Origin of the sequence: Tropicimonas sp. IMCC34043 (genome assembly GCF_003390845.1) — a bacterium.
Lineage (GTDB): Bacteria > Pseudomonadota > Alphaproteobacteria > Rhodobacterales > Rhodobacteraceae > Tropicimonas.
In genome coordinates, this window is record NZ_QMEK01000007.1 from 147,309 (window position 1) to 161,564 (window position 14,256).

Annotated in this window: 13 protein-coding genes; 9 read left to right on the plus strand and 4 right to left on the minus strand. The window is 66.6% G+C overall.

The genetic code is table 11. The features are described 5' to 3' along the window. Window positions 1-43: 43 nt before the first annotated feature. From DQG17_RS19430 to DQG17_RS19440, 3 genes are all read right to left on the minus strand, one after another. Complete coding sequence (locus tag DQG17_RS19430) at window positions 44-652, minus strand: SMC-Scp complex subunit ScpB (protein WP_116134530.1); 609 nt, start codon at window positions 650-652, stop codon at window positions 44-46. Window positions 653-654: 2 nt separating this feature from the next. Continuing rightward, entirely contained in the window at window positions 655-1,584 is a 930-nt protein-coding gene (locus tag DQG17_RS19435; RefSeq protein ID WP_116134531.1) for a DUF1403 family protein, read from the minus strand. Between the two features lie 72 nt (window positions 1,585-1,656). Beyond that, on the minus strand, window positions 1,657-2,457 hold the full coding sequence (locus DQG17_RS19440; protein WP_116134532.1) for a DeoR/GlpR family DNA-binding transcription regulator: 801 nt from the start codon (window positions 2,455-2,457) through the stop codon (window positions 1,657-1,659). A 333-nt stretch (window positions 2,458-2,790) separates the two neighbouring features. Here DQG17_RS19440 and glpD point away from each other — a divergent pair, with 333 nt between their 5' ends. The 9 genes from glpD (at window position 2,791) to glpK (ending at window position 12,420) form a co-directional block, all read left to right on the plus strand. After that, window positions 2,791-4,386 (plus strand): glycerol-3-phosphate dehydrogenase, encoded by a 1,596-nt coding sequence (glpD, locus tag DQG17_RS19445; protein WP_116134533.1) that lies wholly within the window; start codon window positions 2,791-2,793, stop codon window positions 4,384-4,386. Between the two features lie 61 nt (window positions 4,387-4,447). After that, complete coding sequence (locus DQG17_RS19450; protein ID WP_116134534.1) at window positions 4,448-5,536, plus strand: ABC transporter ATP-binding protein; 1,089 nt, start codon at window positions 4,448-4,450, stop codon at window positions 5,534-5,536. An 11-nt stretch (window positions 5,537-5,547) separates the two neighbouring features. Beyond that, window positions 5,548-6,651, plus strand: a complete 1,104-nt coding sequence (locus DQG17_RS19455) for an ABC transporter ATP-binding protein (protein ID WP_116134535.1) — start codon at window positions 5,548-5,550, stop codon at window positions 6,649-6,651. Further along, complete coding sequence (locus tag DQG17_RS19460; protein ID WP_116134536.1) at window positions 6,651-7,523, plus strand: carbohydrate ABC transporter permease; 873 nt, start codon at window positions 6,651-6,653, stop codon at window positions 7,521-7,523. Before DQG17_RS19455 ends, DQG17_RS19460 begins: the two co-directional genes overlap by 1 nt. A gap of 8 nt (window positions 7,524-7,531) precedes the next feature. Further along, window positions 7,532-8,374 carry a carbohydrate ABC transporter permease gene (locus tag DQG17_RS19465; protein ID WP_232829515.1) on the plus strand — a complete coding sequence of 281 codons (843 nt, stop codon included), beginning with the start codon at window positions 7,532-7,534 and terminating at the stop codon, window positions 8,372-8,374. Further along, window positions 8,374-8,754, plus strand: a complete 381-nt coding sequence (locus DQG17_RS19470) for a hypothetical protein (RefSeq protein WP_157973692.1) — start codon at window positions 8,374-8,376, stop codon at window positions 8,752-8,754. Before DQG17_RS19465 ends, DQG17_RS19470 begins: the two co-directional genes overlap by 1 nt. Before the next feature lie 4 nt (window positions 8,755-8,758). Next, entirely contained in the window at window positions 8,759-9,031 is a 273-nt protein-coding gene (locus tag DQG17_RS19475) for a DUF2160 domain-containing protein (RefSeq protein WP_116134539.1), read from the plus strand. A gap of 76 nt (window positions 9,032-9,107) precedes the next feature. Next, window positions 9,108-10,817: an ABC transporter substrate-binding protein gene (locus DQG17_RS19480; RefSeq protein WP_198666213.1), complete on the plus strand. Its 1,710-nt coding sequence runs from the start codon at window positions 9,108-9,110 to the stop codon at window positions 10,815-10,817. 115 nt (window positions 10,818-10,932) lie between these two features. Further along, on the plus strand, window positions 10,933-12,420 hold the full coding sequence (gene glpK / locus DQG17_RS19485; RefSeq protein WP_116134540.1) for a glycerol kinase GlpK: 1,488 nt from the start codon (window positions 10,933-10,935) through the stop codon (window positions 12,418-12,420). Between the two features lie 12 nt (window positions 12,421-12,432). On the opposite strand, the gene atzF is transcribed toward glpK, so the two are convergent. Beyond that, on the minus strand, window positions 12,433-14,244 hold the full coding sequence (gene atzF, locus DQG17_RS19490; protein WP_116134541.1) for an allophanate hydrolase: 1,812 nt from the start codon (window positions 14,242-14,244) through the stop codon (window positions 12,433-12,435). Window positions 14,245-14,256: the final 12 nt, after the last annotated feature.

Consider the following 14,256-nt stretch of genomic DNA (forward strand, 5'->3'; position numbering starts at 1 on the left):
TTCGGGCGTGGCCCCGCGGTAGTTGCCGCCCGTAGCGACAGGCTTAGCCCCCGGTGCCCGGGGGGGCTGCCAGCCCGGCATCCTCGATCACCTCGCGGTCGGGCAGGTCGCGCAGGGATTGCAGATCGAAGGCGGCAAGAAAGGCGTCGGTGGTGACAAAGGTATAGGGGGCGCCGGGTCTGGGGCTGCGCGGGCCTGCGGCGATCAGATCGCGCTCGCGCAGCCGGCCGATCAGGTCGCGGCCGACCTCGCGGCCGAAGATTTCGGCCAGGGCTGCACGGGTGATCGGCTGGTTCCAGGCGATGGCGGCCAGCACCGCGGCGTCGAACTCGGACAGATCGAGCCCCTGCCCCTCGCCCGCCGCCGCGGCGTGGATCGCGGCGGCATAGGCGGGGCGGGTGCGAAACATCCAGCCGTCCGCGACGGCCACCACCTCATAGGGCCGCTCGGCCAGGTCGGCGCGCAGATCCTCGACCAGCAAATCGACATTGGCGCCCTGCCCCACCACCCGCGCCAGATCCTCGCGCGGCACCGGCCGGGGGGCGGCAAACAGCACCGCCTCGATCCGGCGCATCCATTCGCGCCAGCGCAGGCCCTGCGGCAGGTCGGCAAGCTCGCGGTCGAGATCCCCGGTCGGTCGGTTCCGCGCCATGCTCACAACCCGTAAAGCCGAAAGCTGGGCCGTCCGGTCAGCTCGCGCACCACGCCAAGCTCGACCAGACGGTCGCAAAGCCGCCGCGCCGCGCGGTCGGTCATCCGCAACGCACTGCCGCGGATGATCGGCGACAGCGCGACCGAGGGCGAAACCGCATCCTCGGTCAGAAACAGCAGCACCGCCGCGGCCGAGCCCTTGGCGCGCAGCTTCGGTTCGACCCGGGCCAGGCCCGCCGCGCGGCGGGCGAGATCCGCGGCCGTGCGGCAGGCCGCCAGCGCCGCGGCCGCGACCGCGCGGTGACATTCCGTCCGCAGCCCCTCGCCGCCCGCGCGCAGCGCCCGGCGTGGCAGCCCGGTGCCCAGCAGCGGCACGATCTGTGGCCAGCCAAGCGCCCGGGCCAGCACCGCGTCGGCAAGGATCAGCGCTGCCGCCTCCTCCCGCGGGTGATCGGCCAGCACCGTTTCGAGCATTGCCGCCGCCGCGGCGACCGGGCCGTCCGCCGTTGCCGTCAGCCCGTCCATTGCCCCCGTCAGGTGGTCGGGCAGGATCTCGGCCATCCGCGCCGTCCAGTCGCCGCGCAGCGGCAGGCCGACCGCCCGGCGCCAGAGCGCAAAGATCGTGCCCGCCGGTCCCGGCGTCTCGCCCGGCCGCAGCAGATGGATCTCGTCGCGCAGCTCTGCGATGCGTTCGGACCGGCCGGCGTGCCGGACGCAGGCCTCGGCCGCGGCCAGCGCCAGCCGGTCGCGCAGCAGCGCCTGTGGCAGGTCGCTCCGCGCCGTGGCGACCCAGGGGTGCAGCGCCGCGAGTGCAGCGCCGGAGCGGAAGGCAAGCGCTTCCAGCCCGTCGGCCGCCGATCCGGGCGCAATCCAGCCGGGCGCCCTGGCATCGAGTGCGGTGTCGTCGAGCGGGATGGACCGGTTCTGGATCATGGCCGAAATCCTAGCGGCTTGCGGCGCTTTCGTCTATGCTCAAGCCATCAAACCGCCGCAGCGGATCGGCGCTCAGGGCGCCCTGTGGCCCGGCTCGCCCGGGGGGCTGCCGATGTCCGCAACGTGAACTTCGGTGCCGCAGGTGGTGCAGAACCGCGCCAGATCGGGGCCGAGCGGTTCGTCGGTAAAGAAATGGTGCACGTCGCGCAGCGAGGCGATCCTGACCGGCGCCACCCTTTCGAACTTCGTCGCGTCGGCGACAAGGCAGGTGCGGCGCGCCCGGGTGATGATGGTCTGGTTGACCCCGACCTCCTGAATGTCGAAATCCAGCAGATCGCCGTCCTGATCCAGCGCCGAACAGCCGATCACGGCAAAGTCGAACTTGAACTGCTCGATGGTGCGCATGGTCAGCGCGCCGACCAGACCGCCGTCGGACCGCCGCAGGGTGCCGCCCGCGACAATGATGGTGACGTCAGGCTTTTCCTGCAGGATGTTCGCCACGTTCATGTTGTTGGTGACGATCAGCAGTTCGCGATGGTGCAACAGCGCCCGCGCCACCGCCTCGGTGCTGGTGCCGATGCCGAGAAACAGCGAGGAATTGTCGGGAATGATCGCGGCGCAGCATTTCGCGATCGCCGATTTCGCCTCGGCGGCCAGATCGCGGCGGTCGCTATAGCCGATATTGGCGACGCCCGAGGGCAGGATCGCGCCGCCATGCACCCTTTCGAGCTTTCCCGCCTCGGCCAGTTCCGCCAGATCGCGGCGGATCGTCTGGACCGAGACGCCGAACCGTTCGGCCAGATTGTCGACCGACACCTTCCCCTCGCGGCGGGCGAGATCGAGAATGTCGGGCTGGCGGAATGTCTGGGACACCAGCGGCCTCCTTTTCCGGGCGAGTCTGACCGCAACCGCGGATCAAGACAAGCGTCAACGGTTGATTCCATCCCAACCATGGCCCCGCATGATCGTTTATGATCGAATTTGGTCCCATGATCCTCGTGCCGGTGGGTTTCCGCCACGATTCCTTGCATTTAGTGCCCGAAACACCTGATTTTCTGCGATTGCTCTGCGGCGTTGCAGCAAGTCACGTTTCTGCAGGTCGTTGGTTTATAACAACAAATTGTAGAACGAAAAGCAACGAAAATACTTTGACACGATACGCGCATTATGGTTTCGTCACCGCACTCGCAAGGGGAGCTGGACCAGATGCCGAAAACTGCAGAGATCAGCGATCTCATCGTCATCGGCGGTGGCATCAACGGCTGTGGCATCGCCCGCGACGCCGCCGGGCGCGGCCTGTCCGTCAGCCTTGTCGAGATGAGCGATCTTGCCTCGGCGACGTCCTCGGCCTCGACCAAGCTGTTTCACGGCGGGCTGCGCTATCTCGAATATTTCGAGATCCGGCTGGTGCGCGAGGCGCTGATGGAGCGCGAGGTGCTGCTGCGCGCGATGCCGCACATAAGCTGGCCGATGCGCTTCGTTCTGCCCTATCACCCCGACATGCGGTTCGAGGCGAGCACGCCTGCCTCGCGTCTGGTCGGGGTCTTCATGCCCTGGCTCAAGGGGCGGCGTCCGGGCTGGATGATCCGGCTGGGGCTGTTCATGTACGATCACCTCGGGGCGCGAAAGACCCTGCCGGGGACCTCGACACTCGACCTGCGCAAGGCGCCCGAGGGCCGGCCGCTGAAGGCGAAGTTCGAAAAGGCCTTCGAATATTCCGACTGCTGGGTCGAGGATTCGCGTCTGGTCGCGCTGAACGCGCGCGATGCCGCGGCGCGCGGCGCCGAGGTCCTGACCCGCACTCGCGCCGTCAGGGCCATCGTCGAGGACGGCATCTGGACCGTCACGCTGGAGGATGTCGCAAGCGGCGTGCAAAGCACCCGCAAGGCCAGGATGCTGGTCAACGCCGGCGGTCCCTGGGTGGCCGACATCATCCATGACAAGCTGCACCACGATTCCGGCGACAACGTGCGGCTGGTCCGCGGCAGCCACATCGTGACCCGCAAGCTGTTCGACCACGACAAGTGCTATTTCTTTCAGGGCACCGACGGGCGGATCATCTTTGCCATCCCCTACGAGACCGATTTCACGCTGATCGGCACCACCGATGCCGATCACGCCGACCCGTCGCAGCGCCCGGTCTGCACCGAGGCCGAGCGCGACTATCTGCTCGACTTCGCCTCGGGCTATTTCGAACGGCCGGTGACGGCCGAGGATGTGGTCTGGAGCTATTCCGGGGTACGGCCGCTTTATGACGACGGGGCGAAATCGGCCACCGCCGCCACCCGCGACTATGTGCTGAAGGTCGACGAAACCGGCGGGGCGCCGGTGCTGAACGTGTTTGGCGGCAAGATCACCACCTATCGGCGGCTGGCCGAACACGCGCTGGAAAAGATCGTGACGCATTTCCCGGGCAAGGGTGCCGCCTGGACGGCCGGTGTGGCGCTGCCCGGCGGGGATTTCCCGGTCGACGGGGTTGCCGATCTGATCGACGGGCTGAAGGCGGATTATCCGTTCCTGACCGACCGCTGGGCGCGGCGGCTGGTGCGGGCCTATGGCACCGAGGCGCGCGAGATCCTGGGCGATGCCGCCTCGGCCGCCGATCTCGGCACCGACTTCGGCGCGACGCTGACCGAACGCGAATTGTGCTGGCTGATCGACCACGAATTTGCCCGGACCGCCGAGGATGTGCTGTGGCGCCGCTCGAAGCTCGGTCTGCGGATGACGGCCGAGGAGGTGGCGGCGCTCGAGGCACGACTGCAGGGAGAGCAGGCGTCGTCTGAGGCATTCGGCACCGGGTAAGTTGGGGCGCGGCCTGATCGGGAGCAGGCCGGATGGAGGGATGAATGGGAGGAGACGCGGGATGGCGCTGACGCTCGAGGGCGTTTCGAAGGTCGTCGATGGGGTCGTGCACATCCATCCGACCACCCTGACGCTGGAAAAATCCACCATGAACGTGCTGCTGGGGCCGACGCTGTCGGGCAAGACCTCGCTCATGCGGCTGATGGCCGGGCTCGACCGGCCCAATACCGGGCGCATCCTGTGGAACGGCGCCGACGTGACCGGAATGCGGGTGCAGGACCGCCGGGTCGCCATGGTCTATCAGCAGTTCATCAACTACCCCTCGATGACGGTCTACGAGAACATCGCCTCGCCGATGCGGCTGATGCGCAAATCGGGGACCGAGATCGACACCGCCGTGCGCACCGCCGCCGACCTGATGAAGCTTGGCCCGCTGTTGCAGCGCAAGCCGCTGGAACTGTCGGGCGGGCAGCAGCAGCGCTGCGCGCTCGCCCGCGCGCTGGTCAAGGACGCGGGCCTCGTGCTGCTGGACGAGCCGCTGGCGAACCTCGATTACAAGCTGCGCGAGGAACTGCGCGTCGAGATCCCGAAGATCTTCGAGGCCGCAGGCTCGATCTTTGTCTATGCGACGACCGAGCCCGAAGAGGCGCTGCTGCTCGGCGGCAATACGGCGACCCTTTGGCAGGGCCGGGTCACCCAGTTCGGGCCGACCGCCGAGGTCTATCGCCGGCCGGTCGATGCCACCACGGCGCGGGTGTTCTCGGACCCGCCGATGAACTTCCTGCAGATCACCAAGGCGGGCTCCCGGCTGACCTTTGGCGAGGGGCAAGGCACCGAGGCCAGGGGCGCGCTGGCCGCCCTGCCCGACGGCCGCTATGCCGCGGGCTTCCGCCCCAACCATCTGTCGCTGCGCCAGCATTCCCCCGACGCGATGCAGTTCGTGCCGCGGCTCGCGGTCTACGAGATCACCGGCTCCGAGACCTTCATCCATCTCGATCATCACGGCGAACGCTGGGTCGGGCTGATCGAGGGGGTGCGCGATCTGGAGATCGGCGCCGAGCTGCCGGTCTATCTGGACCCGTCGCACGTCTATACCTTTGGCGAGGACGGCACGCTGGTTGCGCCTGCCGCCTACGCGCTGGCCGCCTGAGGGAGGATCGCATGGCAAAGATCACACTCGACAATCTGGCGCATTCCTACCTGCCTCACCCGAAGTCCGAGGACGACTTTGCGCTGAAGGAGCTGAACCACGTCTGGGCGGACGGCGAGGCCTATGCGCTGCTCGGTGCCTCGGGCTGCGGCAAGTCCACGCTGCTCAACATCATCTCGGGGCTGTTGCGGCCCAGCCAGGGGCGCGTGCTGTTCGACGACCGCGACGTGACCGATGCCCCGACGGCGGCGCGCAACATCGCCCAGGTGTTCCAGTTTCCCGTGGTCTACGACACCATGACCGTGCGCGACAATCTTGCCTTCCCGCTGCGCAACCGCGGCCGGGACGAGGCCTATGTCGCGGCCCGGGTGCAGGAAATCGCCAAGATGATCGGCATGGAGGCCGAGCTCGACCAGAAGGCGCGCGGGCTGACCGCGGACGCCAAGCAGAAGATCAGCCTCGGCCGCGGCATGGTGCGCAAGGACGTCAACGCGCTGCTGTTCGACGAACCGCTGACGGTGATCGACCCGCATATGAAATGGGCGCTGCGCACGCAGTTGAAGTCGCTGCACCATCAGTTCGGCCACACCATGATCTATGTCACCCACGACCAGACCGAGGCGCTGACCTTTGCCGACAAGGTCGTCGTCATGCACGATGGCCGGGTGGTGCAGATCGGCACCCCGCAGGAGCTGTTCGAACGTCCGGCGCATACCTTCGTCGGCTATTTCATCGGCTCGCCGGGGATGAACCTGCTGCCCGCCCGCATCGAGGGCGACATCGCCCATGTCGAGGGGGCGGCGGTGCCGCTTGGCCACGGCTATGGCGCGCTGTCGGGCAAGGTCGAGATCGGCGTGCGGCCGGAATTCGCCCGGCTGAGCGCGGACGAGGGCCTGCCGATGACGATCCGCCGCGTCGAGGATGTGGGCCGCCACAAGATCGTGCGCGCCGAGGTCTTTGGCCGCGAGATCAACATCATCGCGCCGGAAGGCGAAGGCATCGGGCCCGACAAGACCCGCGTCAGCTTCGATCCCGACCGCATCAACGTCTATGCCGACGACTGGCTGGTGCCGCCGATGGCGCAACGGTCCGGTCCCGTGGGGGAGGCCGCCTGATGGACAAGAGCGTCAACAACAAGGCCTGGTTCCTCGTGCTGCCGGTGCTGTTTCTGGTGGCGTTTTCGGCGGTGATCCCGCTGATGACGGTGGTCAATTATTCGGTGCAGGACACCTTCGGCAACAATCAGTTCTTCTGGGTCGGCCTCGAATGGTTCGAGGAGATGCTACAGAGCGACCGGATGTGGAATGCGCTCGGCCGGCAGGCGATCTTCTCGGCGGTGATCCTTGCCATCGAGGTGCCGCTTGGCATCCTCGTCGCGCTCTGCATGCCCAAACGCGGTGTCTGGGTCTCGGTCTGTCTGGTGCTGATGGCGTTGCCGCTGCTGATCCCCTGGAACGTGGTCGGCACGATCTGGCAGATCTTCGGGCGCGAGGACATCGGCCTGCTGGGCTATACCCTCAACATGCTGGGCATTTCCTACAACTACACCCAGAGCAGCATTTCGGCCTGGATCACGGTCGTGGTGATGGACGTCTGGCACTGGACCTCGCTGGTCGCCCTTCTGGCCTATGCCGGACTGCAGTCGATCCCCGATGCCTATTATCAGGCGGCCAAGATCGATCAGGCCAACCGCTGGAAGGTGTTCCGCTATATCGAGTTGCCAAAGATGCAGGGCGTTCTGATGATCGCGATCCTGCTGCGCTTCATGGACAGCTTCATGATCTATACCGAGCCCTTCGTGGTCACCGGCGGCGGACCCGGCAATGCCACCACCTTCCTGTCCATCGATCTGGTGAAGATGGCGCTGGGGCAGTTCGACCTCGGCCCGGCGGCGGCCTTCTCGCTGATGTATTTCCTGGTGGTGATGCTGATTTCCTGGGTCTTCTACACGGTAATGACCAATCTCGACAAACGAGGGGGTGCCTGATGGCCGACATGAGTGTAGCCGCCCCGCGCAGCCGCGGCCTGAGCCTGCCCAGGGTCAATATCCGCGCCGTGGTCATGGTGCTCTACCTCGGGTTCCTGCTGCTGCCGATCTACTGGCTGATCAACATGAGCCTGAAGACCAATTCCGAGATCCTCGGCACCTTCAGCCTGTGGCCGCAGAACCTGACCTTCGACAATTACCGCACCATCCTGACCGATCCGGCCTGGTACATGGGTTACGTGAACTCGTTGATCTATGTGGTTATGAACACTGTGATAAGTCTGACGGTCGCCCTGCCCGCCGCCTATGCGTTCAGCCGCTATCGCTTCATGGGCGACAAGCATCTGTTCTTCTGGTTGCTGACCAACCGGATGGCGCCGCCGGCGGTCTTTGCGCTGCCGTTTTTCCAGCTTTATTCCTCGATCGGGCTGTTCGACACCCATATCGCGGTGGCGCTGGCGCATTGTCTGTTCAACGTGCCGCTGGCGGTCTGGATCCTCGAAGGCTTCATGCGCGGCGTCCCGAAAGAGATCGACGAGACCGCCTATATCGACGGCTATTCCTTTGGCCGCTTCTTCGTGAAGATCTTCATGCCGCTGATCGCCAGTGGCATCGGCGTCGCTGCCTTCTTCAACTTCATGTTTTCGTGGGTCGAATTGCTGCTGAGCCGGACCCTGACATCGGTGAACGCCAAGCCCATCGCGGCGACGATGACGCGCACGGTCTCGGCCTCGGGGCTCGACTGGGGGGTGCTGGCGGCGGCGGGCGTGCTGACCATCGTGCCGGGGGCGCTGGTAATCTGGTTTGTCCGGAACTACATCGCCAAGGGCTTTGCTTTGGGGAGGGTGTGATGAAGCAATTTAGTGTATTGTCAATAACATGCATCGTATTTCTAAGTCTGTGCTTTATCGCGGGCAACCCGTTGAGTGCAGGCGCACAACAATCCGCAGAACAGTTCACGCAGCAGTGCAACGAGAACGGCTATGTGATTGTTCCGGATAAAGGTTCCGGTGGTCCGCTGACCAAGGCCAGCACCTATCTCGGCAAAAGCTGCGATGCCTATAACGCCGCCTTCGGCGACGGTGCCTGGTGCTGGGCCAATGGCGGCGTGCTGATGGAATTCAGCGGCCAGGCGATGAGTATCCGCAGTATGGAACTTTACTGCGAACATCCCGCACTGAATGCGCTCGACTGCGCCTGTTCCGACAACCCCCTGCCGAGCGCGAGGTAGGCCGATGGCATGGATGGCATGGACCTGGCCCACGGCGGCCTTCTTCGCAATCATCGGCGCGCTGCTGATCCTGTTCACGGTGCTGGCGATCCGCTTCCCCGAAACCCCGCGCCTTGGCGTGCTGCGGATCGAGACCACGCGCGGCGACCGGCTGTTCATTTCGTTGCTCGGCTCGGCCTTTCTGAACCTGATCTGGCTCGGACTTGGGCTTGCCCCGCAATGGGGCGCGCTGATCGTCTGCGCCTTCTATGCCGCAGCGGTGTTCCGCTGGGTGTGACCTGCCGAAGCGGCGGAGAGCACAATTCCGCCGCACGGATCCAAGACTGAGTGAATTTCATGGGAGGAAACCACGAATGGAACGACTGTTGAAATCGACCACGGCCTTCGGTCTGGCCATTGCCGCGCTGACCGCGCCGGCGCTGGCCGGGATGGACGAGGCCAAGCAGTTCCTCGACACCGAGATCGACGGCATGTCGGTGCTGTCGCGCGGCGAACAGGAAGAGGAGATGAACTGGTTCATCGACGCGGCCCAGCCCTTCAAGGGCATGGACATCAAGGTCGTGTCCGAGACCATCGCCACCCACGAATATGAATCGAAGGTGCTGGCGCCGGCCTTCTCGGCGATCACCGGCATCAACATCACCCACGACCTGATCGGCGAGGGCGATGTGGTCGAAAAGCTGCAGACCCAGATGCAGTCGGGCGAGAACATCTATGACGCCTATGTCAACGACAGCGACCTGATCGGCACCCACTGGCGCTATCAGCAGGTGCGCAACCTGACCGACTGGATGGCGAACGAAGGCTCGGCCGTTACCAGCCCGACGCTCGATCTGGACGATTTCATCGGCACCCAGTTCACCACCGCGCCGGACGGCAAGCTTTATCAGCTGCCCGACCAGCAGTTCGCCAACCTCTACTGGTTCCGCTATGACTGGTTCACGGACCCCGCGATCATGGCCGAGTTCAAGGAGAAGTACGGCTATGACCTTGGCGTTCCGGTCAACTGGACGGCCTATCAGGACATTGCCGAGTTCTTCACCGGCCGCGAGATCGACGGCAAGCAGGTCTATGGCAACATGGACTACGGCAAGAAGGACCCGAGCCTTGGCTGGCGCTATACCGACGCGTGGATGTCGATGGCGGGCATGGGCGACAAGGGCGAGCCGAACGGGCTGCCGGTCGACGAATGGGGCATCCGGGTCGATGAAGATAGCCGCCCCGTCGGCGCCTGCGTCGACCGTGGCGGTGCCGCCAACTCGCCGGCCGCGGTCTATGCGGTGAACAAGGCGATCGACTGGCTGCAGAACTATTCGCCGCCCGCCGCGCAGGGCATGACCTTCTCGGAGGCAGGCCCGGTCCCCGGACAGGGCGAGATCGCCCAGCAGATGTTCATGTACACGACCTTCGTCGCCTCGCTCGTCGATCCGAGCCTGCCGGTGATGAACGAGGACGGCACGCCGAAATGGCGCCTCGCCCCCAGCCCGCATGGCGCCTATTGGGAAGAGGGCATGAAGGTCGGCTATCAGGACGTGGGATCCTGGACGCTGATGAAATCGACGCCCGAGGATCGTGCCAAGGCGGCCTGGCTCTATGCCCAGTTCGTCACCTCGAAGACCGTTGACATGAAGAAGGCCGACGTCGGCCTGACCTTCATCCGCGAGTCGACTATCAACTCGGAACACTTCAGCGAACGCGCGACGAAGCTCGGCGGTCTGGTCGAGTTCTATCGCTCGCCCGACCGGGTGCGCTGGTCGCCGACCGGCACCAACGTTCCCGACTATCCGAAGCTTGCCCAGCTCTGGTGGCAGAACATCGGTGACGCGATGTCGGGCGCCAAGACCACGCAGGCCGCCCTCGACAGCCTGTGCAGCGACATGGAAAAGGTCATGGAGCGGCTGGAGCGGGCCGGCGTGCAGGGCGACATCGGGCCGAAGATGAACCCGAAGGAAGACCCGGAATACTGGCTCAGCCAGCCCGGATCGCCGAAGCCGAAGCTCGACAACGAAAACCCGGCGCCGATCACCATTTCCTATGACGAACTGGTGGCGTCCTGGCAGTAATGTGAACCGGGGTCGCGGGGCGCCGAACGGGGCCTCGCGGACCCATCCCGATCCATCGGCCGCGGCGGCATTGTCCGCCGCGGCTGTTCTGCAAGATACGGAACCGAGACCTGCAATGACCCATGTGCTTGCCATCGACCAAGGGACCACCTCCAGCCGCGCGATCCTGTTCGACAAGGATCTGAACGTGACGGCCACGGCGCAGGAGGAATTTGCCCAGCACTTTCCCGCCAGCGGCTGGGTCGAACACGATCCGGCCGAGATCTGGTCGACGACGGCGCGCACCTGCCGCGACGTGATCGCGCGCGCCGGGATCGAGCCGCGCGAGATCGTGGCAATCGGCATCACCAACCAGCGCGAGACCACGCTGGTGTGGAACCGCAAGACCGGCGAGCCGATCCACAATGCCATCGTCTGGCAGGACCGGCGCACCGCCGACACCTGCCGCGATCTGCGGGCCGCGGGCCACGAGCCGATGGTGACGCTGCGCACCGGGCTGCTGCTCGACCCCTATTTCTCGGCCACCAAGCTGAAGTGGCTGCTCGATCATGTCGAGGGCGCGCGGGCGGCGGCCGAGGCGGGCGATCTGCTGTTCGGGACCGTCGACAGCTTTCTGATCTGGAAGCTGACCGGCGGGCGGGTCCATGCGACCGACGCGACGAACGCCGCGCGCACGATGCTTTATGACATCCGCAAGGGGCGGTGGAGCACGACGATCTGCGGCCTGCTCGACATTCCGCCCCAAATGCTGCCCGAGGTCCGTGACAGTGCCGCCGAGTTCGGCGTGACCAGCGCCGATCTGTTCGGCCGCGAGATCCCGATCCTTGGCGTTGCGGGCGACCAGCAGGCGGCGACGGTCGGGCAGGCATGCTTCCGGCCGGGGATGCTGAAAAGCACCTATGGCACCGGCTGCTTTGCGCTGCTCAACACCGGCGCCGAGCCCGTCGCCTCGAACCACCGGATGCTGACGACCATCGCCTATCAGTTGAACGGCACGCCGACCTATGCGCTCGAAGGTTCGATCTTTGTCGCGGGGGCGGTGGTGCAATGGCTGCGCGACGGTCTGGGGCTGATCCGCGCGGCGCCAGAGACCCAGAAAATGGCCGAAGGTGCGGATGCGCAGCAGGATATCATCATGGTGCCGGCCTTCACCGGCCTTGGCGCCCCGCACTGGCAGCCCGACACCCGCGGCGCGATCTTCGGGCTGACCCGCAACACGGGGCCTGCCGAATTCGCCCGCGCGGCACTGGAAAGCGTCGGGTTTCAGACCCGCGACCTGCTGGAGGCGATGCGCGCCGACTGGTCGGGCGAGAATTGCGGCGCGGTGCTGCGCGTCGATGGCGGCATGAGCGCCTCGGATTTCGCGATGCAGTTCCTGTCGGACATCCTCGGCGCCCCGGTCGACCGGCCGCGGGTGCAGGAGACGACAGCGCTGGGGGCCGCCTGGCTGGCGGGGATGCAGGCGGGCGTCTATCCGGGGCCGGAGGAATTTGCCGAGACCTGGGCGCTGGAACGGCGGTTCGAACCGGCGATGGAGCCCGCGCAGCGCGAGGCGCGCTATCAGCGCTGGCTCCGCGCGGTCGAGGCGACGAAGGCGTTCTGACCCCGCCCGGGATCAGACCTCTGCCATCAGATGCGCCCGCCAGCCGCCGAGGCGGGTGATGTCGGTCGCCCCCGACAGCCCCGCCGCCTCGGCCAGAAAGCCCGTCACAAGACGGCCGTCCGCCAGCACGACCTGGCCAAGGCCAAGCGGCGCGGGGATGGCTGCCAGCAGATCGCCCATCGCGGTCAGCGGCATGGCCCAGAGTTCGAGCGCGATGGACGCCCCCTCCTCGCCGACCCGCACCAGCCCCGGGCGTTCGGGCGGGCCGCCTGCCAGCGCGTGCAGGCGATAGCAGGGGGCGGTCTGCGCCTCGGCCAGAAACCGTCCGCCGCGGCCCGTGATCTGATGGTTGAGCGGCAGCCCCGACATATGCGCCCCGACGAGCGCGAGCACAATCTCGCCCGCGCCCGCCGCGGCGGCCATCTGGGGCAGCGGCGGCACCCCCTGCCCGGTCGCGCCAAGCGTCCGGCCAAGGCGGGGATGCAGCCGTGCGGCAAGCCCGGCGGCCAGCGCATCCTCGCCCGCGCGGGCCAGCAGCGTGACGCTGCCGGGCCTCCCGTCGCGGCGCGGCCCGGTCGGCACGGCAATGCCGCAGAGATCGAGCAGGTTGACGAAGTTCGTGTAGGTGCCAAGCCGGCTGTTCGGGCCGATCGGGTCCTCCTGCAGATCGGCAAGGCTGACGAAGGTCGGGATCGTCGGCACGCAGAGCAGATCGAACCCCGCCATCGCCGCGGTCGCCAGCCGCTTCAGCGCCGCCAGCCGATAGGCGGCGCGGAACGCGTCGGCGGCGGAAAAGCGGTCGGCAGAGCCGATGATGCGGGCGGTCACCGGGTGGAACGCCTCGGGCCGGTCGCGGTAGAGCGGTTCGACCGCCGCCATCCGTTCGGCCACCCAGGGGCCGTCATAGAGCATCCGCGCCACGTCGAAGAACGGCGTGAAGTCGATCTCGGCCACCTCGCAGCCAAGCGATTGCAGATCGCCCGCCGCATTGGCAAAGGCGACGGCCTGCGCGATGTCGCCAAAGACCTCGCGCGTTGCCGCATCGGGGATCGCGACGCGCAGCACCGGCGGTGGGGCGTTCAGCGGCGGCGCCGGGAAGGCCCGCGAATAGGCGTCGGCGGCATCGAACCGGCAGGCGGCGCGAAAGGCACGCCAGGCGTCCGGCACCGTCAGTGCGAAGATCGAGATGGTGTCGAGCGTGCGGCAGGCGGGCACCATGCCGGTTGCCGACAGCGCCCCAAGGCTCGGTTTCAGCCCGACGATATTGTTCAGCGCCGCCGGCACCCGGCCCGATCCCGCCGTGTCGGTGCCAAGCGCGAAGCTGACGATGCCGCGCGCGACCGCCACGCCCGAGCCGCTGGACGAACCGCCCGGCACGATCAGGGGATCGATAGCGTTCCGCGGCACGCCAAAGGGCGATCTTGTACCGACAAGCCCGGTCGCGAACTGATCGAGGTTGGTCTTGCCGATCCAGATTGCCCCGGCCTTGCGCAGCAGATCGACGACAAAGGCGTCCTCTGCGGGCGTATAGGCAAAGGCCGGGCAGGCGGCGGTTGTCGGCACGCCCGCCACGTCGATATTGTCCTTGATCGCGAAGGGCACGCCCCAGAGCGGGAAGGCGTCCGGATCGAAGGGTGGCAGCGCCTCGGCCTCGGCCATCGCCCCGGCCGCGTCGCGCAGGTGCAGGAAGATCGCCGGGTCCTCGGCCCGCGCGATCCGGGCGAAGCTCTCGGCCAGCACGGAGGTTGGCGAGACGCCCGCGGCATAGGCGGCGTGAAGGCTGGCGATGTCAAAGGACAGCGCGGTCAGGTCGGTGTCTGTCATGTCGGCTTTCCG

Coding starts and splice junctions, on each gene's coding strand:
- DQG17_RS19435 (WP_116134531.1), bottom strand. CDS start 1,584: ATGATCCAGAACCGGTCCATCCCGCTCGACGACACCGCACTCGATGCC.
- DQG17_RS19465 (WP_232829515.1), top strand. CDS start 7,532: ATGAGTGTAGCCGCCCCGCGCAGCCGCGGCCTGAGCCTGCCCAGGGTC.
- DQG17_RS19460 (WP_116134536.1), top strand. CDS start 6,651: ATGGACAAGAGCGTCAACAACAAGGCCTGGTTCCTCGTGCTGCCGGTG.
- glpK (WP_116134540.1), top strand. CDS start 10,933: ATGACCCATGTGCTTGCCATCGACCAAGGGACCACCTCCAGCCGCGCG.
- glpD (WP_116134533.1), top strand. CDS start 2,791: ATGCCGAAAACTGCAGAGATCAGCGATCTCATCGTCATCGGCGGTGGC.
- DQG17_RS19430 (WP_116134530.1), bottom strand. CDS start 652: ATGGCGCGGAACCGACCGACCGGGGATCTCGACCGCGAGCTTGCCGAC.
- DQG17_RS19455 (WP_116134535.1), top strand. CDS start 5,548: ATGGCAAAGATCACACTCGACAATCTGGCGCATTCCTACCTGCCTCAC.
- DQG17_RS19470 (WP_157973692.1), top strand. CDS start 8,374: ATGAAGCAATTTAGTGTATTGTCAATAACATGCATCGTATTTCTAAGT.
- DQG17_RS19475 (WP_116134539.1), top strand. CDS start 8,759: ATGGCATGGATGGCATGGACCTGGCCCACGGCGGCCTTCTTCGCAATC.
- atzF (WP_116134541.1), bottom strand. CDS start 14,244: ATGACAGACACCGACCTGACCGCGCTGTCCTTTGACATCGCCAGCCTT.
- DQG17_RS19480 (WP_198666213.1), top strand. CDS start 9,108: ATGGAACGACTGTTGAAATCGACCACGGCCTTCGGTCTGGCCATTGCC.
- DQG17_RS19450 (WP_116134534.1), top strand. CDS start 4,448: ATGGCGCTGACGCTCGAGGGCGTTTCGAAGGTCGTCGATGGGGTCGTG.